This window comes from Algoriphagus boseongensis, assembly GCF_004362805.1.
GTDB lineage: Bacteria > Bacteroidota > Bacteroidia > Cytophagales > Cyclobacteriaceae > Algoriphagus > Algoriphagus boseongensis.
In genome coordinates this window covers 1,306,104-1,325,064 of sequence record NZ_SNYF01000005.1, presented here as the reverse complement: position 1 = coordinate 1,325,064, position 18,961 = coordinate 1,306,104, and the positions used below count along the sequence as shown (strand labels likewise).

At 40.8% G+C, this 18,961-nt stretch carries 18 protein-coding genes; 13 read left to right on the top strand and 5 right to left on the bottom strand.

The window, feature by feature from the left end; all coding sequences use genetic code 11:
* Nucleotides 1-11 precede the first annotated feature (11 nt).
* The gene (locus DFQ04_RS05710) at nt 12-4,217 is read left to right on the top strand and encodes a hypothetical protein (RefSeq protein WP_133553552.1); all 4,206 of its coding nucleotides are present in this window, start codon (nt 12-14) and stop codon (nt 4,215-4,217) included.
* A gap of 50 nt (nt 4,218-4,267) precedes the next feature.
* On the opposite strand, the gene DFQ04_RS05705 is transcribed toward DFQ04_RS05710, so the two are convergent.
* Nucleotides 4,268-5,530: an NAD(P)/FAD-dependent oxidoreductase gene (locus tag DFQ04_RS05705; protein ID WP_133553550.1), complete on the bottom strand. Its 1,263-nt coding sequence runs from the start codon at nt 5,528-5,530 to the stop codon at nt 4,268-4,270.
* A 180-nt stretch (nt 5,531-5,710) separates the two neighbouring features.
* Between DFQ04_RS05705 and DFQ04_RS05700 the strand changes: the two genes are divergently transcribed.
* A complete protein-coding gene (locus DFQ04_RS05700; RefSeq protein WP_133553548.1) occupies nt 5,711-6,367 on the top strand; it encodes a Crp/Fnr family transcriptional regulator in 657 nt (218 codons plus the stop codon).
* On the opposite strand, the gene DFQ04_RS05695 is transcribed toward DFQ04_RS05700, so the two are convergent.
* Nucleotides 6,368-7,171, bottom strand: coding sequence for a universal stress protein (locus DFQ04_RS05695; RefSeq protein WP_133553546.1), 804 nt, complete (start codon nt 7,169-7,171; stop codon nt 6,368-6,370).
* A gap of 188 nt (nt 7,172-7,359) precedes the next feature.
* Here DFQ04_RS05695 and DFQ04_RS05690 point away from each other — a divergent pair, with 188 nt between their 5' ends.
* The 4 genes from DFQ04_RS05690 to DFQ04_RS05675 all read left to right on the top strand — a co-directional run bounded on the left by DFQ04_RS05690 (nt 7,360) and on the right by DFQ04_RS05675 (nt 9,695).
* Nucleotides 7,360-8,166, top strand: a complete 807-nt coding sequence (locus DFQ04_RS05690) for a sulfite exporter TauE/SafE family protein (protein ID WP_133553544.1) — start codon at nt 7,360-7,362, stop codon at nt 8,164-8,166.
* Nucleotides 8,167-8,169: 3 nt separating this feature from the next.
* The gene (locus DFQ04_RS05685) at nt 8,170-9,054 is read left to right on the top strand and encodes a sterol desaturase family protein (protein ID WP_133553542.1); all 885 of its coding nucleotides are present in this window, start codon (nt 8,170-8,172) and stop codon (nt 9,052-9,054) included.
* On the top strand, nt 9,027-9,284 hold the full coding sequence (locus DFQ04_RS05680) for a hypothetical protein (RefSeq protein WP_133553540.1): 258 nt from the start codon (nt 9,027-9,029) through the stop codon (nt 9,282-9,284). Before DFQ04_RS05685 ends, DFQ04_RS05680 begins: the two co-directional genes overlap by 28 nt.
* Before the next feature lie 75 nt (nt 9,285-9,359).
* A complete protein-coding gene (locus DFQ04_RS05675; RefSeq protein WP_133553538.1) occupies nt 9,360-9,695 on the top strand; it encodes a rhodanese-like domain-containing protein in 336 nt (111 codons plus the stop codon).
* Nucleotides 9,696-9,773: 78 nt separating this feature from the next.
* Here DFQ04_RS05675 and DFQ04_RS05670 read toward each other — a convergent pair whose 3' ends face one another.
* Nucleotides 9,774-10,061 carry a TIGR03643 family protein gene (locus DFQ04_RS05670; protein WP_133553536.1) on the bottom strand — a complete coding sequence of 96 codons (288 nt, stop codon included), beginning with the start codon at nt 10,059-10,061 and terminating at the stop codon, nt 9,774-9,776.
* Nucleotides 10,062-10,101: 40 nt separating this feature from the next.
* Here DFQ04_RS05670 and DFQ04_RS05665 point away from each other — a divergent pair, with 40 nt between their 5' ends.
* Entirely contained in the window at nt 10,102-11,559 is a 1,458-nt protein-coding gene (locus DFQ04_RS05665) for an FAD-binding domain-containing protein (RefSeq protein WP_133553534.1), read from the top strand.
* Nucleotide 11,560: 1 nt separating this feature from the next.
* Nucleotides 11,561-11,701, top strand: coding sequence for a DUF2256 domain-containing protein (locus DFQ04_RS05660; protein ID WP_133553532.1), 141 nt, complete (start codon nt 11,561-11,563; stop codon nt 11,699-11,701).
* Between the two features lie 3 nt (nt 11,702-11,704).
* Here the strand turns inward: DFQ04_RS05660 and DFQ04_RS05655 are convergent, their stop codons facing one another.
* A complete protein-coding gene (locus tag DFQ04_RS05655) occupies nt 11,705-12,352 on the bottom strand; it encodes a sulfate ABC transporter permease (protein WP_133553530.1) in 648 nt (215 codons plus the stop codon).
* An 80-nt stretch (nt 12,353-12,432) separates the two neighbouring features.
* Here DFQ04_RS05655 and DFQ04_RS05650 point away from each other — a divergent pair, with 80 nt between their 5' ends.
* From DFQ04_RS05650 to DFQ04_RS05630, 5 genes are all read left to right on the top strand, one after another.
* Nucleotides 12,433-13,632, top strand: coding sequence for a tetratricopeptide repeat protein (locus DFQ04_RS05650; RefSeq protein WP_133553528.1), 1,200 nt, complete (start codon nt 12,433-12,435; stop codon nt 13,630-13,632).
* Nucleotides 13,633-13,843: 211 nt separating this feature from the next.
* Nucleotides 13,844-14,326: an Lrp/AsnC family transcriptional regulator gene (locus DFQ04_RS05645; protein WP_133553526.1), complete on the top strand. Its 483-nt coding sequence runs from the start codon at nt 13,844-13,846 to the stop codon at nt 14,324-14,326.
* 58 nt (nt 14,327-14,384) lie between these two features.
* Nucleotides 14,385-14,927 (top strand): NUDIX domain-containing protein, encoded by a 543-nt coding sequence (locus DFQ04_RS05640; RefSeq protein ID WP_133553524.1) that lies wholly within the window; start codon nt 14,385-14,387, stop codon nt 14,925-14,927.
* A 1-nt stretch (nt 14,928) separates the two neighbouring features.
* Complete coding sequence (locus tag DFQ04_RS05635) at nt 14,929-16,296, top strand: MATE family efflux transporter (RefSeq protein WP_133553522.1); 1,368 nt, start codon at nt 14,929-14,931, stop codon at nt 16,294-16,296.
* A 93-nt stretch (nt 16,297-16,389) separates the two neighbouring features.
* A complete protein-coding gene (locus tag DFQ04_RS05630) occupies nt 16,390-17,739 on the top strand; it encodes a M24 family metallopeptidase (RefSeq protein ID WP_133553520.1) in 1,350 nt (449 codons plus the stop codon).
* Here the strand turns inward: DFQ04_RS05630 and DFQ04_RS05625 are convergent.
* A complete protein-coding gene (locus DFQ04_RS05625; RefSeq protein ID WP_243739635.1) occupies nt 17,736-18,953 on the bottom strand; it encodes an MFS transporter in 1,218 nt (405 codons plus the stop codon). The genes DFQ04_RS05630 and DFQ04_RS05625 overlap by 4 nt on opposite strands.
* Between the last annotated feature and the right edge of the window lie 8 nt (nt 18,954-18,961).

The following is an 18,961-nucleotide window of genomic DNA, read 5'->3' as shown; positions in this document are numbered from 1 at the left end:
TATAAAATATTATGGAACCGAATAGACTTTTGACCCTTATGGCTCTTCCTCAGCATTTTGATGGGGAGAATTTACACTTGAATCTGGTACTTATCCCAAGAAACAAGAATCCGGAGAAAATCTGGAATGTTTCTGCCAATATGCAGCAGATACCTGTGCCAGGGTTTTCCAATTTTCAACCTCAATTTTCAATTTCTATAGTTAAAGGAACTGTTGAATTACCCATTGAGGCTCCAGGAAATCCTGCATTTACTCCTATTGAAATTCCTGTATCTGTAGATGAAGCCTTACAAAAGGCGGATTTAATTGAAAAGATTGCCAAGTCCTTTAAAATGGATATTGGTGACGATGCTGAAGTCCTTCCTCCTCCAAAACCTGAATCAAAAACAGTCAGAAAATACCTCCCGGTAAGCTATCGAGAGAGCTTTAATTTTACCCAACCCAGACACCCTAATGCCGTCACCGACGACAGCTATGCCTGTGCTATTCGCGATCAAAAACCTTCAGGTCTGATTGCTCCCAAAACAAGTCTGAGCTGGGGAAAAGTATTTGCACATATAATTAGGCAGCCATTATTGGCTAAGGCTTGTGGGATGATCTATTCGGTAAGTGTCAAAGTAGACAAAGAATGGTTTGAGAAAGGGGGATACATCTACGCCAATATCATCAATGAACCTTATTTGACTGCTCAAAAGAAAACTTTGGAATCTAACCAATCCAACCTAAATGGGCCATTGGTTAAGCGATACGCAGCAAGAATTCCAAAATTGAAAATTGGAGAAACCCGGCCAGTATTTTCTGCATTAACTTTTCCTGTAACCTACAAAAAGGCATCTGATCCGCAGGCGCCTGTTCCTATAGCCCCTTGGGATGAATTGTTTTTGGAATCACGCTCCTATGATGATGGCTTTGCCAAGGTTGTCCATGCAAATCAACCCATCAGTGGTAACATGCTAGAAGAGAAGCCGGATGGATTTGCTCCGCAATCTGAAACTGGAATTCGTTTAGGCTGGGATGATGAGCAGATTTTGGTATGGTACATTCGGCAACTTGCAGAAAATCCTCAAGAAGCTGGAAAGCGGATAGATGCTCCTCTTTGTGTCAACGGCTATAAAATTGATGTCAGGGAGCCAGGGAAAAAATGGGAAAGTCTTAATTCTATAGAATTGGATCAAAATCATCCTCTGGTTAAAATTCTTGCTACCAACAAGACTGAAATACCCTATCAGGTTTATCCTAACAAAATCTCAGGTCCCAATGATGATTTTTTTTGGATGCCTATGTATTATGCCTCTTGGCTAGGAAAAAGTATGGTTGCTGAGGACAAGGATGCCATTAAGCTTTTCAAAACCGACCAGAACTATTCCGAATATGCCAAGGGAAATCCAGGTAAACCAGGGGTTGATCCCAATAAAACCCTAAATCCAATTCCCTTAAATACAGATTTGAGGTATGGCGGCACTTATGAATTTAGAGTAAGACTAGCAGATATCAGTGGAGGAGGTCCAAAAGTGGAGGATTCTCCTTTGAATGATGCAGCCAGCCCTTTGACGACTGTTTCTTTTAGACGTTACATCAACCCTGACTTATTGAGGATAGAAAAACCACTTCATCTTCTAAATCAGACTGCTACTATTTTTAATGCAGGTGACGATGATGAGACTTCCTTTGATGATAATACGGTACTGCATGTGAAGAGACCTATGCTAGAATATCCAGCAGTAATTTTCACAAAGAAATACCCGAATGCGCTTGATTTACTTCGAAATCAGACTTTTCCAGATAAAAATATAAAGCCGGCTCTTGCAGATCCTGATGTTACAAAAGTATATATCAGGGTAGAAGTGAAATCATTGAGGATGGACAATGCATGGAGTCAAAATGGGAAGGATGATTACATCACACTTTACCAAACTCATCGGTTTTTTCCATCTGATTTTGAGCAAACCCTCGATATACCAATTCAATTTATTGACGTTCCAGTCTTGAATTTGGGCAATGAAGCCAATCCTTTTTTAAGAGATGACTTGAAAAGCAGCAACCTTAATGGTATGAATGAATTGGTTCTCCCTACAGGCCGACAAATTCGGGTTACTATGAGAGCCGTAGCTGAAGTAGGGGGGAATTCAGAGGAATATTTTGGGGTAATTGATCCAGATCAGGAATTGGATTCCCGATACGGGAAAAAGACCCAATTGAGTTTTTATAGACCACCTTTTGATGAAAATGAACCCCTGTTGGGTGTCTATGGAAATGTGCCCGAAATCCAGGGAATTTATCTGAGACCAGATGAGGTGCCTACATTGAAAAAAAATCAATTCTCTGCTCTGATTCAGAGAATTAGTGAAAGCAATCAATCCGAGGCAGTAAAAAGACTGGCTGACGCCCTTGGATGTGAATCAAAAGGGATGACTTTGGTAGCTCCAAAGGGGCAACGAATAGCCTTCGGTTGCAGCAATAGAATAAGGCATTCTCTAGCTCCTGATGGGAGTAGCATTACTTTCGCTTCCAATGCTGAATTGCAAAACCATTGGATTGGAGCACTTAGTTACCAGCTTGACAGGGATTGGGCTTGGGATGCCTTACAAAACGATGCTTTTTCAATTTTCAAAACCCATAAATTCCGAAATGACAGGGACCAAGAATGGAGGAAAAAAGTATTGGTGGGAGAGATAGAGCTAAAGCATACTGTTTCCTTCGAGGCTATTCAGGATGACCGTTATGGACAGGTGAATAGGTCTTTCACCAGGATTATATTTTTGGATGCTTTGGAGCCTAAAAATGACCTAAAACACGGGGTATTAAACCAACCTCGTTTTCCGGATGAAATCTGGGCTAATTATGAGATTGAGGCCAATTTCAAATCCCAGCATCCGGGTGTTGAAACCAAAAAAACTCCTTGGCTCGCTCTACCGACTGTTTTGCCGCCAAGTCAGATACCAAAAATTAAAAGCGTTGGCATTGCCTTTTCCCCATACGATAGGGCGGATGATTACAGCTCTACAGAGGCCAGAAGAAGACATTTGTGGGTAGAGTTTGAAGAACCGATTCATAATCCAGATGACCAGTATTTCTGTAGAGTTTTGGCAAATTCTCCAGATCAACTAATTTCCAACAACTCTCCAGAGCAGTTTCTAGCTCCTGAGGAGAGTCCAATAAATTTGGATCCAGAATGGATTCGGGTAATCACCCCGGGACAGAGTAACGATTTGTCAGGCCTAAATGCCATGCAACAAATGGTTCCCTCTACAGATTCTGATAGACATTTTATTCTCCCTTTACCTCCAGGAATGTATTCCGAAAGCCCCGAGATGTTTGGGTTCTTTACCTATGAGTTTCGTGTTGGGCATGGGCATTTTGTGGAGCGTGAAGAGGTTGATAAAGAGTTTAACCTGGATTTTTTGAGTGTAAATGAACTTCCTGCTGTGAGTCAAAATGCCCCAAAAGGGAACCTTTGGTCAACTGCTCAGGGAAGATTTGGCAGACCGCTTCGAGTTACTGGAGTTCAGCATCCTGCTCCAAATTTGCTTTGTACCCTAAATAGAGATGACTTGAGGATGTTTGTTTCTGCTCCTTTTGCCAAGGCGGTTTATAATGGCAAAAATGTCACTTCCAAACCACCTCGAACAAGTCTTTGGGCAGTACTTTATGCTCAGGTTTATCAGGCGGATGGATTAGATTTTAGGAATATTCTCCTCGGTGAAAAAGAGATGAAAATTGGCGTAAAAATCAATCCTAAGAAAGGAGAAAAAGATCAATTTCAGGAATTATTGGCTCAAAGCTACCAAGTAAACAAAGTCCCTGATCTAATTCAGGCGAGTTTAAAATTAGATGTAAAGGTCCAGGTAAAAGGTAATGTTCTTGCCCAGTTGAAGGACAAACATCCAGTTGGAACAGCAATTTTCACTTCAGAAGAAATAGCCCAGAGACTTTCCCTTTTTGGATTGCCTGAGGATAGTCCGCTGAGTGTTTTGGTGGTGGAAGTTTTTGGGAATATTACCAACCTATTTGATCACATGGATGTGATGGACCTGTATAGGCAAAGAATAAATCCAGAATTTGAAAGGATGGCAAGAAGCGCGGAAACCGGGAAAAGACCAGAAACTATTGCTAATGCTGAAATAAGACCATTAAGCAGAGGTTTGGGGCATTTTAGGATTCTTCGAACCTCGCCGCTTACCAAGGTGCCTTTTGTATGTTGTCCTACCTGTGAATAACTTAAAAACCCCGACTTTTATAAGTCGGGGTTTATTTCTGATAAAGCTTATTAAGCTTTTCCTCTCAGCATCAAGTTCCAATACATAAATGGAAGCCCGTATTTTTTGAGTAACCACATGCTGTATTGCTCTTTGGTCGTATCCACAAATTTTGAAATGAGTGGATCGCTATCCTGAATGTTATCGTATTTAAACTCGCAGAGCAACATCTTGCCATAACCGGTCACAATAGGACAGGAAGAATAGCCTTCATAGGTTTTTTGTCCCACTTTGCCTGTCTTAATTAAATTCATTAGGTTTTCTACCAGGACAGGAGCTTGCTTTCTAATGGCAGCACCAGTTTTAGCAGTAGGTAAATTAGCGACGTCACCAATAGAGAAAATATTTGGGAAGCGTTTGTGCTGCATGGTATGGATATCCACGTCAATCCAACCTTTTCCTGGTCCCTCCTGAATTGACACCTTGGATTCTTGGATAAATTTTGGTGCGGCTTGAGGAGGTGCCAAATGAAGCATATCAAAATGAATTTTGATTTCTGTCGCACCAGTCAATTCCTCACCCAAAGGATTGCCTTCCATGATGGTGCAATTGCTTTCTCCTGGTTTGGAGTACTGGAAGTAAATTTCCTGTTTCTCAGCATCAATTCTGACTGGAGCATAAAAGGGTTTGAATATGATGTCCCTGTCGTGAATTATTTTATTTAGAGTTTTTGCAAAGGAAGGAACCCCGAAAATTACGGTACCAGGCGTAGCAAAAAGCACGTTGGTCTTGTCACGGATTCCCTTTTTGCGGAAATAATCCTCTGCCATATACATGATTTTTTGAGGAGCGCCACCGCATTTTATTGGGGTAGTAGGTTGGGTGAAGACCGCATTGCCACCTTTGAAATTTTGTAGAACCTCCCAAGTGTGCTTTGGATCGGTATAGTTAGAGCAAACCACTCCCTTATCCATAGCTTCTTTAAGGCCTGGAATCATTTCAGGAACCATAACTAGTCCTGGAACCGGGATGAGGTAATCGTAAGTGAAAGTTCCAGAAGAAGCAGTTTTCACTTCATTAGTATCCGGATCTATTCCGGTCGCTTTGTCCTTTATCCAATCCACTCCTTTGGGAATATAATCTGCCTCATCTCTCTCAGTATCTTCAAAATCAAAAGTCCCTGCTCCCACCAAAGTCCAAGCTGGTTGGTAATAATGCTTCGCAGAAGGCTCAATTATGGCTATTTGAAGGCTATGATCCTTTCTTTTCAGTTGGGCGGCAATGGTAATTCCTGCTGTGCCACCCCCAATGATTAATATCTGATAATGTTTCATAACGAGGGTTAATTTTATACCTCAATGTAAATTTTCTTCTCCGAACATTAGGTGATATATGTCACCTTAAAGGGTGATTTCTGATTAAAGTCATCTTTGATTCTCTCAACTTTCCCCTTTGTGAGAATTATCACTAACTTAGTTTTACTTCAGATTCATTTTTGTGGTTTAGTAAAGCATATGACACTAGAAAAACTCAAGCAGGCACTACCAAATCTTACCGATCCCAAATTGCTCAATTTGATTTTAGAAAAAGGGCAAGAAATGCATTTAGATCCCGGTAAAGTATTGATGGAACCCGGTCAATTTATTAAAGCTGTTCCTTTGGTCATCGATGGTTCAATCAAAATAATGCGAATGGATGAGGAGGGTAAAGAATTGTTTCTTTATTACCTGGAACCTGGAGAAACCTGTGCTTTATCCTTAACCTGTTGTTCAGCTGCTCGGCCAAGTGAAATCAAAGCAGTGGTGGAGGAGCAGGCTATTTTAATGTTTATTCCTATCCAATACCATGAGCAGTGGATGGATGAGTTCAAGCAATGGAAGGATTTTGTCTCTAGCACCTATCAGCAGAGATTTCATGAAATGCTAATTGCTTTAGATGCTGTTGCTTTTAAGCGTATGGATGAGCGTCTGATGAGATACATCGTTACCAAAATGAAGCAACTCAAAGCCAATGAGCTTCATACAACCCATCAGGAAATTGCAAATGAACTCGGGACTTCCCGAGAGGTGATTTCGAGATTGCTCAAGCAGCTTGAGAAAAAAAGATGGATTGAGTTGGGAAGAAACGTGATTTATATCCGTGATGATTTTGAAGAGTTGATTAGCAAATAATCAATTCATGATCAGCAGGGGAATGTGTGTGTGGTATGCCATTTCTATGGATTGGCTTTTGTGCAAAACCTGATTCCATAGATTTTTGTGCTCGTGACACATGACTAAAATAGTTTCTTCGGCTTCATCCAGATAGGCATTCAATCCTTCAAATGCACTCGAAGCAAAGAACGTGTGAATTTTTACCGGAAGTCCAGGATGTTTTTCTTCAAGAAATGACTCCAGACCTTTTAGGCAAAGCTTATCCTTGAAGCTTGTTTCAGTTTGTACGTGAAGGAATTCCAATCCCAATTCCCATCGTTGGCTGAGTCCAATAATCCAATCGATGAATTTTTCCTCGTGATCGGCAAATTCTAAGGCTAGCGTTATTTTCTTGATTCCCGATACTTTTGCCTGGTTCGGAACTACTAAAACCGGACAGGAAGCTTCACGAATGGTATTTACAGCGGTGGAACCCATTAAGGTTTTTTTCAGTCCACTTATGCCCTGAGTTCCCATGACGATTAGATCTGCTTGCTCTTCTTCAGCCAAGTTTGCCGTGGTTATGGAGGCAGTTCCTTCAATCAGTTTATAGGAGATCTTTACTTTGGAGGATTTATAAGTAGAAATCAATTTTTTGAATGCTCCCTCACTGTCCTTGTACATGGAATCCAAGGCAATGGCAGCTTGGGATGCGAAGTCATAGACTATTTCAATGACATGAACTAGAATAATTTCCCCATCTTTTTTTTCTGCAAGGGTAAAAGCAAAATCCAGAGCTTTGATGGAGTTTTCTGAAAAATCAATCGGGACAATAATCTTCATGGCGGGGATATTTTATAACCTTAATTTAATTCTTATCCCAAGTTTTTTAGCTGATAAGCCTAATTTTATCCAAAAAATAAATTCATCTTATCCTTTAAATACTGCGATTTCTGGACATGTAACATTTGTCACCGCTTTCCACTTAGGGCGTGATCTACTTTTGTGACAGGAATTAAACAAGAAATAAAATGGATGTAATTGTCCTTATTGGATTTGCAGCAGCAATATTGATTGGCGTAAGTTTAGGATTGATTGGGGGAGGAGGATCTATCCTTACCGTTCCTGTCTTAGTGTACATTTTGGATGTTGACCCGGTTTTGGCGACGGCCTATTCACTCTTTGTGGTGGGTAGTACCTCATTAGTGGGAGCAGGTACTTACATGAAAAAAGGTTTGGTTGATTACAAAACAGCAGTAGTCTTTGCCATACCTTCTTTTATCGCAGTATTTCTTACCAGAAAATACTTGGTTCCAGCTTTACCAGATCCTCTTTTTTCACTGGGTGAAACTGCCATTACCAAGAACATCGGTATTATGGTGTTTTTCGCTCTAATCATGTTGGCAGCTTCCTATTCCATGATTAAAAGCAAAAAGGAAGAAGCTTCTGACGAGGATGAGAAAGTGAAATTCAACTTTCCTTTGATTGCGGTGGAAGGCTCAATTGTTGGCGTAATTACAGGAATTGTGGGAGCAGGAGGAGGATTTTTGATTATTCCTGCTTTGGTTCTTTTGGCCAGACTTCCTATGAAGATGGCTGTAGGAACTTCCCTCTTGATAATTGCAGCAAAATCCTTGATTGGATTTTTGGGTGACTTATCTACCCAAACTATTGACTGGAACATGTTGTTAGTCTTTACCGGACTTTCCATTGTTGGGATCTTTATTGGAAGTGCTCTTTCTAAGAAAATCAATGAAAAAGTACTCAAGAAAGGATTCGGATGGTTTGTCTTGATAATGGGTGTTTATATTATCGGAAAAGAATTAATGAAACTCTAATCCATGCTAAAAGAGTATTTTAAGATCTTTATTGATGGCTATTACGGGTATTGGAATTACCTGACTTCTGAAATTTTCTATCCTTCCTGGCACAATTACTTTTGGTGGTTGGTTGGCATTTCGGTGGTCGTTTGGGGAATAGAATTGCTTTTCCCCTGGAGAAAAAATCAAGCTGCGATTAGAGAGGATTTCTGGTTGGACGGGTTTTACATGTTCTTCAACTTCTTCTTATTCTCCCTGATTGTGTACAATTCAGTTTCTAATGTAGCAGTCGAAGCCTTCAATGATTTTCTTGCTCTTTTCGGAATTCAAAACCTGGTAGCAATTCAGGTAGGAACCTGGCCTGCATGGGCTCAATTTCTATTGATGTTTGTAGTTGCGGATTTTATCCAATGGAATGTTCATCGATGGTTGCATAAAAGTCCTTGGTTATGGGAATTTCATAAAGTACACCATTCGGTGGAGCAGATGGGTTTTGCCGCTCATTTGAGATATCACTGGATGGAGACAATAGTCTATAAATCAGTACAGTATATTCCATTGGCTATGATAGGTTTTGGACTGGATGATTTCTTTGTCCTTCATATCGTGACCATCATTATAGGTCATTTGAATCATGCAAATGTCAAGATTACCTATGGCCCTTTGAAATACATTTTGAACAATCCTGTCATGCATCTTTGGCATCATGCCAAACACCTTCCGGAAGGAAGCAATGGTGTGAATTATGGGATATCGCTCAGTCTTTGGGATTACATTTTTGGCACTGCCTATATCCCAAATGAAAATGAAAATGAGCCTTTAGGGTTTGACCATGTGGAGGAATTCCCGAAAACCTTTTGGCAACAAATCACCTATCCATGGAACAGAAGCAAGCAAAAAGCTTAAATCCCATTAACAATTGGGGCACGGTACTTATTTTCTGTGCCACGCTAGGACTAGCACCATTCCTTCCTGAACCGCATATCTGGGGGAAATTACGTTGGATTGCCGGTGGGGCTGTCGGAATGAAGTTGGTCGATTGGGGTGATTTCGCCATGCATGGTTTGCCTTGGGTATTTTTGATCAGATTGATCGTGTTAGAGGTTAAGAAAAGATTTAGGCCAGTTCAAGGCTAACAAGCTCAGGTGACTTTTATTACTGACCTGAAAACAACTTGCATGGTAAATTTGTAATCAAAATACGAAACAACCATGTTCAACTTCTTTAGCACAAAACCAAAAAACTACGAAGACATTCCAGCTGGTCCATTTCACGACCTAAGTCTTCAGAAAGACACAGTAATTCTGGACGTTAGAACTCCAGGAGAATTCGCCGGAGGCAAAATCAGAGGGGCAAGAAATATCGACATCATGTCGGCAAACTTTGTCAATCAAGTAAAGAATCTCCCAAAAGACAAAACCTATTTGGTTTATTGTCGAAGTGGAAACCGAAGCGGTCAAGCTTGTGAGATTATGGCTGATTTGGGATTCGAAAATCTAAAAAATTTAGCAGGTGGCATCATGAGATGGCCATTTGAAACAGTATAAGTTATTTAAATAGGTTTGGGTTAATAAAAATGCCGGGTTCTTAAGAATCCGGCTTTTTTCATATCAATTCAACTAACCTTATTTTCTTTTTGAGATTTTATTCAGGGCAATGGGCTTTTGCATTCTGGATTTGAAAGCAAATTCGTCCATTGGACTTTTTTTGAGATGCTTGGTAGCGCGTCCCTGCACCCGAGCTCTCCACATTTTGAAAGAACTCCGCTTCATGTTTTTTCTCATGAGCTCAATGGTTTCACTTTCAGAGATTCCAAATTGACTCAGGATGGCATCAAAAGGTGTCCGATCTTCCCAAGCCATTTCAATGATTCGGTCGATATCGGCTTCGCTCAGGATAATTTTTTTCTTCATTCAAATCAAAACCTTGAAGAGGTAGAATGGTTTTTTTCTTGTGAAGAAAATTTCTGTGGTTTGGTTGAAGCGAGATCTCCGCTTAAGGGATCATGAGCCCTTGGCTGAAGCTATTCAAAGCGGTTTGACAGTTCTTTTGGTCTATATTTTTGAGCCCTCGCTTATTTCAGCCCCCCAATACGATACTAGACATTGGAGGTTTATTTGGGAGAGTTTGCAGGATATACAGATCGAATTGAAGAAAAAGGGAGCTGAAATTGCCTTTCTGCATGGGGAAGTGGAGGAGGTTTTTACCCAATTGCTTGCTCAATATGAAATAGAAACAGTTTATTCCCATTTGGAAACTGGGATTCAGCTTACTTATCAGCGGGATTTAAGAATCCAGAAGTTTTTTGAGGAAAGAAATATCGCCTGGAAAGAATATCAGCAACATGGGGTAAAAAGAGGGAGGAAAAACCGATCTAATTGGACTCAAGAGTGGTATGGGTTTATGAATACTCCGCTTAAAAACCCTAAACTTGAAAATACCCAATGGGAAGTTTTGAAGGATAAAATTTCGAATTTTCATATTCCTCAGGAATGGATGACTCCAAACCCTTTGATGCAGCCGGGAGGAGAAAGCAAGGGGCAAAAATACCTTCAGTCTTTTCTTCAAGAAAGGGTGAAAGATTACAGTAGAAATATCAGTAAACCAGAATTTAGTAGAAAAAGCTGCAGCAGACTTTCTCCTTATTTGGCTTGGGGATGTTTATCGCTAAGAGAGGTTTACCAAAGGTCACAAATTAGGGTCAAGGAAGGATTTCAAAAAAGGAATTTTACCAATTTTCAATCCCGACTTCGCTGGCATTGCCATTTTATCCAAAAGTTTGAAATGGAGTCCAGAATGGAGTTTGAACCGATCAATAGGGGATTTGTCAAGTTTCCTTTCGAAGACAGGCCAGATTGGATTCAGGCCTGGGAGGAGGGCAGAACTGGTTTTGCTTTGGTCGATGCCTGTATGAGATGCTTGAGAGAAACCGGTTACCTGAATTTTAGAATGAGGGCCATGGTCGTTTCTTTTTTGACCCATACTCTGGGACAAAACTGGAAGTTAGGAGCGGATTTTCTTGCCCGTCAGTTTTTAGATTTTGAGCCGGGGATCCATTATCCGCAATTGCAAATGCAGGCAGGAATGACCGGAATCAATACCATCAGAATCTATAATCCTGTCAAGCAGTCTCAGGATCATGATCCTGAAGGATCCTTTATAAAAAAGTGGGTTCCTGAGCTTTCGTCAATTCCCTCAACTTTTATTCATACTCCTTGGGATTTAAGTCCTTTGGAGCAGCAGGAATATGGAGTTGAGTTGGGCAAAGACTACCCGCATCCATTGGTCAATCTAGAAAAGGCCGCATCCATCGCGAGAGATAAAATCTGGGGGGCTCAAAAAGATCCAGACGTAGTGAAAGATGCCAGTAGAATATTGAAAAAACATACCTTACCCAACCGGATGAGTTGATATGAAAAAAGAGAATTTACCTACCAAGCTTTGTCCAGTTTGCCAAAGACCATTCACCTGGAGGAAGAAATGGGAGAAGAATTGGGATGAGGTCAAATATTGCTCCGAAAGATGCCGAAGAGATTCAAAAAAAGAATCCTAAATCCTAGCGATAAGCGCCGATAAAGAAGGCCAGCCAAATGAAAAGAGGCAGAAAATAAGCGATTAGAACCACTATTGTACTTTCCTGAAAACTTCTTCTGCTGATCATGTGGAATCCATAAACCCATACGATTCCATAGATGATTTCGAAAATATTCAATACAGAAAGGGGATAATGGTACTTTTCATCGACTGAGTCCGGTCCTACAATCCATAAGGCAGAGAGCGGTTCGAAGTTTTGAATTTCCAGGTAGGTGACATTTCCTGAAGGGTTCATATAAACCAAAAGCCTCAGCAATTCTGGAAAAATGAAGACAACTTCCGCTACCAATGCGAACTTCCATAACTCCTTAAAATCAGCTTTATAGCCCACCATCAAGCCTATTGACCAAAACAAAAAAGCAATCACAGTGAACTTCCAAAGTAGAGCGAATGGAGTCCAGAGATAATTAAGGGTATTGAAAATATGGAAAAACATCAAATCCCCTTGGGCATCCAATCGTTCAAACTCTGGGATGGATTCCAGAATCAAAATATCTGTGAAGTACCTGATCAAAAGGAAAATCAGAACCAGAACGAAAAAAAAGATTCTTTTATCGAAATCAATCAGTTCGCTTAAACGTTGTGCTTGAGGTGAAGCGAATTTCGCCATAGGAAAATTCTTAATTGAGGTAAATCTAAGCGATTGTTTACAATTCGCTTTAGTTTTGCGGTGTTAATAGAAAGTAAACAATGAAAAAAAGGTGTGGTGTCGGGTTAATTCTTGCGTTTTGGATGCTAATTCCTTTTTTGGGAATTGCTCAGGCCAGTAGCCCTGTTGTGTTGCCTCCTTCCAATTCTGAATATTTATTGCTGGACAAGGGTCTTCAGTATAGAATTACCAAGGCCATCAACAGCATGTATAACTTCGATTTCCCAACTGCAGAGCGAGATTTTGCGGTGATCATGTATCAATATCCGGAGCATCCATTACCGGATTTTTTGATGGCTTTAGGCTATTGGTGGAGGATAGAAGTGGATGTGACCAATACCAGATATGACAATATCTTTCTGCAGTATTTAGATAGAGCGAATGAAAAAGCCGAAAGGATTTTTGATGAGAATCCAAAAAATAAAGAAGCAGCTTTCTTTTTAGCTGCTGGGTATGGATTTCAGGGAAGATTATATAGCGAAAGAAAGAGTTGGACCAAGGCGACTTTTGCGGGAAAGAATGCTTTGAAATACATGGAATTGAGCCGAGGAGAGGAGGAATTCAACCCAGAACTTCTGCTTGGAGATGCCTTGTTTAATTATTTTTCAGTTTGGATTCCTGAGGAATATCCGCTTTTAAGACCTGTAATGGCTTTGTTTCCGAAGGGAAATAAGCAATTGGGATTGCAACAATTGGAGACTGTAGCTTCCAATGCCTTCTATACTCGGGTGGAGGCGCAATATTTCCTGTTTAGACTGTATGCCTCTATGGAAAATAGGCCATACGATGCTTTGAGGATTTCTGAGTATCTCCATGGGAAATTTCCTAATAATCCATATTTCCATCGTTCCTATGCCAGGCATTTGTATACAGTGGGTAGATGGACTGAATCAGTCCGGCAATCACAGGAGATTTTGGATAGGATAGATGCAAAGCAGACCGGATATGAATCCAACAGCGGTAGATATGCCGCGTTCTATATCGCAGAATATAATTATCGGGTAGGGAATAAGGCTGAGGCTAAAAAATATTACCTAAAAACTGTAGCATATGGGGAGGAATCAGAGTCTCAGGAAAGTGGTTATTATTTGCATTCTCTGATTCAATTAGGCAAAATAGAAACCGAAGCCAAAAACAAAGCTCAGGCTAGGAAATACTTTGATCGGGTAAAAAAATATGCGAAGCGAAAACACCCCGCTCATAAAGAAGCCAGAGATTTTATCAAAAAGAATAAACTTTAAGCGGATTTCTTCCGTTAGTCAAAGACAAACTCAGGAGATAATTTGAATTTTTTCTTGGTATTCAACTGTTTATAGGGGAATCTTCTTCGAAAAGCAGGTAATACTTAAGAAAATTTTGATTTCCGTTTATCAAAAAGAGTTAATTCGATTTAAAACTTTCCTTAATTATATTAATTTTGCGCAGCAGAAAATTTTGTAAAAGCGAAATATCATGGACAATAGCGTAAGAATCAAATTTGATAAAATAGACAGAAGGATTCTGGAAATCCTTCAGGCGAATGCCAAAATCACCAATGCTCAATTGTCCAAGGACATAGGATTATCTCCTGCGCCTACTTTGGAGCGAGTGAAAAAGCTTGAACAGTCTGGAATCATCAAGAGCTACCATGCAAAGCTTGATCCTGAAAAAATCGGATTGGGTGTAAGTACTTTTGTTTTGGTAAGCTTGATCGGACACAACAAAGGCAATATTGATGCTTTCATGAAAGAAATCAACGGTATTCCTGAGGTGATCGAATGTCACCACATCACAGGTACCGGTGACTTTATTTTGAAAATCATCGCTAAGGACATTACCGCTTATCAAAAATTGATGTTGGAGAAAGTTTCTGAAATCAAGGAAGTGGATTCCATGCAGTCAATGGTAATTCTGTCTACCTTTAAGGACTCTAAAGTGTTGCCTATTCCTGCCTAAGAATAAAATTAGTCAAATCTAAGGGTGGCAATTGTCACCCTTTTTTTTTGAAGCTTGTATGACTGAGAATCCCTGGAAAACTAAAGCCATTCAAAAGATTTATGAAAATCCATGGATTACTGTGGAGAATCACGACATTATTAATCCAGCTGGGAAAGATGGGATTTATGGTAAGGTTCATTTTAAGAATCGGGCCATGGCGATTATCCCAATCGATGAGGAAGGTTACACTTGGTTGATAGGGCAGTTTCGCTATACTTTGGATGAGTACTCTTGGGAAATCCCTATGGGTGGAGGGCCAATTGAGCTGGATATGCTGGAGTCTGCCAAGCGGGAGCTTAAGGAAGAAACTGGTCTGACCGCCCAGAAATGGACCGAAATTCTTAAAATTCATACATCAAACTCGGTAACGGACGAGGTGGGCTATGTGTATTTGGCACAAGATCTCAAACAAGGAGAAACCGAATTCGAGGAAACCGAAATCTTACAAATCAAAAAACTTCACTTTTCAGAAGCCTTGGAAATGGTAATGAATGGGGAGATAACTGATTCAATTAGTGTTGCTGGGATTCTAAAGGCAGCAAGAATTTTTGGCTTTTAGCATGACAATAAAAGATCATTTTAAGACCACTTTACTTTTAGCCTATCCTGTTATGCTTAGCCAATTAGGTCAGGTAGCAGTTGGCGTAGCAGATAGCATGATGGTTGGAAGGCTTGGTGCCGTGCCCTTGGCAGCAGCTTCTCTTGCAAACAGTATATTTTTTGTGATCATGATGTTTGGAATTGGGATTTCCATGGGCATCACTCCTTTGGTGTCAATAGCAGATGGAAAAGGTAAGAATAAGCGTATCTCTAGACTTTTTGGACATGGACTATGGATCAATTTGGTGACAAGTTTGCTTTTGATTGGAGTGATTTTTGGACTTTCCCAAGGATTACACTTTTTGAACCAACCAGAGGAAGTGGTAATTCTAGCTGTTCCTTATCTCTTTATTATCACGGCCTCGCTTTTACCGATGATGGTTTTCCAGACGTTCAAGCAATTGGCGGAAGGACTTTCTCAGACCAAGCAGGCCATGTATATCACTGTATTTGCCAATTTGGTCAACGTGTTTTTAAACTGGGTTTTGATTTGGGGAAAATTAGGATTTCCGGAAATGGGCCTTAATGGAGCCGGATTGGCTACTTTAATCTCCAGAATTTTGATGATGGTCTTGATGGGAGGGTATGTCTTGAGTTCACAGAGATATAAGAAATACCATTTCAAGCTCAAGAATCCCAATGCAAGTCTGATGATGATCTCAAGGATTTTGAAAATCGGAATACCTACAGGCTTCCAGTTTATTTTTGAGGTTTCAGCCTTTGGGACTGCGGCGATTATGATGGGATGGATCGGGGTAAATGCCTTGGCAGGGCATCAAATAGCCTTGAATTTAGCATCGATCAGTTACATGCTTGCCACAGGGCTTGCCACCGCAGGTATGATCCGAGTGAGTAATCAAATTGGAAAAGGAAACATCAAGGCGATGCGAGAAGCCGGGATGGTCGTTTTTGGCTTGGTGATTGGGTTTATGTTTCTCTGTGGGGTTCTCTTTTTCAGTTTTAGATTTTTCCTCCCGACCCTTTATATCGATGATCCTGAAGTAATTTCCCTTTCGGCCTCTTTGCTGATTATTGCTGGATTGTTCCAGATTTCAGATGGAGTTCAGGTGGTTGCACTTGGAGTTTTAAGGGGAATGGAGGATGTGAAAGTACCTACCATCGTGACGCTTTTGGCGTATTGGGTTTTGGGGCTTCCCTTGGGTTATCTTTTGGCTTTTGAATTTGGTTATGCCGAAAAAGGAATCTGGTATGGATTGTTAATTGGATTGAGCATTACAGCGGTATTACTTTTCTATAGATTCCATTCCTTGAGTAAAAAGAGGCTTCAAAATATCGCCCAAACAGATAAACTTTCTCCGGTTTCGTAATTCTTGCTTTCTATTTCTGGCTAATGATTTATCTTGAAATCAAAATCAAGATTTATCCCAAAATGCAAGGGATACTTTAAAGTTTATTAGCACATGAAACGACTCTTTGTATTGCTTGGTCTATTCTTGGCCACTTTTCCTGTTTTTTCACAACATCCGGCTGTTTTGTCCCAAAGGGAGCAGGCTGCGGTCATTGATTCCTGGCTAGAGGAGAGGATTCAAGGACTTTTACCGAGTTTGATGACTGAGACTGGGATTGACATGTGGATTGTGATGTCAAGGGAATACAATGAAGATCCAGTGATACGAACCCTTTTGCCTGCAACCTGGCATGCTGCAAGAAGGAGAACCATTTTGGTCATGTATCAGCCTGCTCCTAACCAGCCAGTAGAAACCTATGCCGTTGCAAGATATGATGTGGGTAAATCCTTTAAAAGAGCCTGGAATCCTGAAGAACAACCTGACCAATGGGAGGCTTTGGTGAAGATCATCCAGGATAAAAATCCCAAGAAAATCGGCTTGAATTTCGCCAAAGATTATGGACATGCTGATGGATTGACTCATTTTGATTACGAGGAATTCATGCGAAAACTCCCAGCAAATCAGGCCTCGAAGGTTGTTTCTGCTCAAACTTTAGCGGTGAGATGGCTGGAAACAAGAACCGCTTCCGAAATGGCAACTTATAAGCATATCCAAGAGATTGCTCATCATATTGTACAGGAAGGCCTTTCGAATATGGTAATTACCCCGGGAGTGACCACTACGGATGATGTGGTTTGGTTTTACAGGGAGAGAATTAAGGAATTGAAATTGGATACCTGGTTTCACCCTTCCGTAGATATCCAGCGTCCTGATCCAAACTCCAATGAGGCAAACAGATCATTTGCTGTAAGGCCGGATAATCAGGTTATTCTTCCAGGGGACTTATTACATATTGATTTTGGGATTACTTATCTCAGACTGAATACAGATACCCAGGAGATGGCCTACGTGCTTAAAGCCGGAGAAACTGAAGTGCCAAAGTATTTGCAAGATGCTTTTGCTGTCGGAAATAGGCTTCAGGATATTTTGACTTCCAATTATTTAGAGGGGAAAACAGGTAATGAAATCCTCCGGGCTTCACGAATCCAGATGGAAAAGGAGGGAATCAAAGGAAGTATCTATACGCATCCTTTAGGTTTTTATGGGCATTCAGCTGGCCCGACCATTGGAATGTGGGACAATCAGGGTGATACTCCTGGAGCTGGGGATTTTCCTCTTCATGCAAATACAGGCTATGCTATCGAGCTCAACGCCGTGGTTTTTGTGAAAGAATGGAACAAGGAAGTTCGCATCATGCTGGAAGAAGGGGCGTTTTTTGATGGGAAAAAAGTGACTTACTACAATGGACGTCAAAAATCCATTTTGGCAATTCCTAGAGTAAGCAATTACTTGGGTTATTAAGAAAGCAAGTGGTTTTTATGATCTCTCTTGATGAAAAAGAGAATCAAGAAGGCTAAAAAAGCTACTCCTCCGCTGGATAAGAATACCAAGCGGAAGTTTTCTGGATTATTTGCATAAAGCCATCCTGAAACTAGGGCTCCAACCCCGATTCCGCTTTCCAGAAAAATATACATTGTGGCTAAGGCTCTCCCTCGGAATTTATCCAGGGAGAGGTCTACCACCCAGGCAGTTGTGGTAGGACTGTACATTCCTACAGCCGAGCCAAACAAAACCCCTGAAGCAAGGAGCACTGCTTTACTTTCTGCAAAAGCAACCGAAACCATAGCTAATATCATGGTAACTACCGCTGCTCGCAGCACGACCACCCGACCATATTTATCGGATGTTCTCCCTGCAATCAAACGGATTCCCAAAGAGGAAAGAGTAAATACAGCAAAGAATAGCCCTTTGTTTTTTATCCCAAGATGGCTGGAGAAATCTGGGATAATGGTAAGTACCACTCCAAAAGAAAACACAGATAGAAATAGGATAATTGAGGGAAGAAGAACACGTTTTTCTATGATTTCATCTTTCTTCAAGCGAAACATTTGTAAACTCAAGGGTTCCTTTTCTGTAAGGGTTTCTTTAAGCCTCATTAGAATTAAAATCGAGAAAATAGCTGTAAAGGCAGCGCAGTAGAATAAGGTTTCGATAGGCCAAAAGCTGGCTATCCATCCTCCAATTGCCGGGCCTGCGGCCATTCCTAAGGATCCAAAAAGGGATTGAATTCCCATGGCTTCTCCACGTTTCTGAAAAGGGACAATGTCAGCTACATACGCCGATGCGCCAGTAGGAGTGAATCCAGCCGAAAACCCATGAGCAAATCGCAAAAACAGGAATCCTGAAACAAAACTTAGGATGGGGTAGAGGAGACCGACTACAAAACAAACTGCAGCTCCAACCATCATCACTGGGATACGCCCAATCTTGTCCGCCAATTTTCCGCTAAAGGGTCTGGATAATCCCGCAGAAAGCGTAAATAAGGCTATGATCAGCCCCTTGTAATCTTCTCCACCCAAAGAACTCAGATAAGCTGGAAGCTCTGGGATGATCATGTTAAAGCTGGAGAAAAAAAGGAAGCTGCTCATGCAAAGCAGAAAAAAGTCCAACGTAAAAAAGGAGGGGAGCAGGCGCATGGAATAGGTAAAGTTCAATACAAAAGGCCGGAATTTCATCCGGCCTC

What these genes read in the sequence shown, in the direction of transcription:
- DFQ04_RS05710 (WP_133553552.1), top strand. Translation starts at nt 12, where the DNA reads ATGGAACCGAATAGACTTTTGACCCTTATGGCTCTTCCTCAGCATTTT.
- DFQ04_RS05705 (WP_133553550.1), bottom strand. Translation starts at nt 5,530, where the DNA reads ATGAAACATTATCAGATATTAATCATTGGGGGTGGCACAGCAGGAATT.
- DFQ04_RS05700 (WP_133553548.1), top strand. Translation starts at nt 5,711, where the DNA reads ATGACACTAGAAAAACTCAAGCAGGCACTACCAAATCTTACCGATCCC.
- DFQ04_RS05695 (WP_133553546.1), bottom strand. Translation starts at nt 7,171, where the DNA reads ATGAAGATTATTGTCCCGATTGATTTTTCAGAAAACTCCATCAAAGCT.
- DFQ04_RS05690 (WP_133553544.1), top strand. Translation starts at nt 7,360, where the DNA reads ATGGATGTAATTGTCCTTATTGGATTTGCAGCAGCAATATTGATTGGC.
- DFQ04_RS05685 (WP_133553542.1), top strand. Translation starts at nt 8,170, where the DNA reads ATGCTAAAAGAGTATTTTAAGATCTTTATTGATGGCTATTACGGGTAT.
- DFQ04_RS05680 (WP_133553540.1), top strand. Translation starts at nt 9,027, where the DNA reads ATGGAACAGAAGCAAGCAAAAAGCTTAAATCCCATTAACAATTGGGGC.
- DFQ04_RS05675 (WP_133553538.1), top strand. Translation starts at nt 9,360, where the DNA reads ATGTTCAACTTCTTTAGCACAAAACCAAAAAACTACGAAGACATTCCA.
- DFQ04_RS05670 (WP_133553536.1), bottom strand. Translation starts at nt 10,061, where the DNA reads ATGAAGAAAAAAATTATCCTGAGCGAAGCCGATATCGACCGAATCATT.
- DFQ04_RS05660 (WP_133553532.1), top strand. Translation starts at nt 11,561, where the DNA reads ATGAAAAAAGAGAATTTACCTACCAAGCTTTGTCCAGTTTGCCAAAGA.
- DFQ04_RS05655 (WP_133553530.1), bottom strand. Translation starts at nt 12,352, where the DNA reads ATGGCGAAATTCGCTTCACCTCAAGCACAACGTTTAAGCGAACTGATT.
- DFQ04_RS05650 (WP_133553528.1), top strand. Translation starts at nt 12,433, where the DNA reads ATGAAAAAAAGGTGTGGTGTCGGGTTAATTCTTGCGTTTTGGATGCTA.
- DFQ04_RS05645 (WP_133553526.1), top strand. Translation starts at nt 13,844, where the DNA reads ATGGACAATAGCGTAAGAATCAAATTTGATAAAATAGACAGAAGGATT.
- DFQ04_RS05640 (WP_133553524.1), top strand. Translation starts at nt 14,385, where the DNA reads ATGACTGAGAATCCCTGGAAAACTAAAGCCATTCAAAAGATTTATGAA.
- DFQ04_RS05635 (WP_133553522.1), top strand. Translation starts at nt 14,929, where the DNA reads ATGACAATAAAAGATCATTTTAAGACCACTTTACTTTTAGCCTATCCT.
- DFQ04_RS05630 (WP_133553520.1), top strand. Translation starts at nt 16,390, where the DNA reads ATGAAACGACTCTTTGTATTGCTTGGTCTATTCTTGGCCACTTTTCCT.
- DFQ04_RS05625 (WP_243739635.1), bottom strand. Translation starts at nt 18,953, where the DNA reads ATGAAATTCCGGCCTTTTGTATTGAACTTTACCTATTCCATGCGCCTG.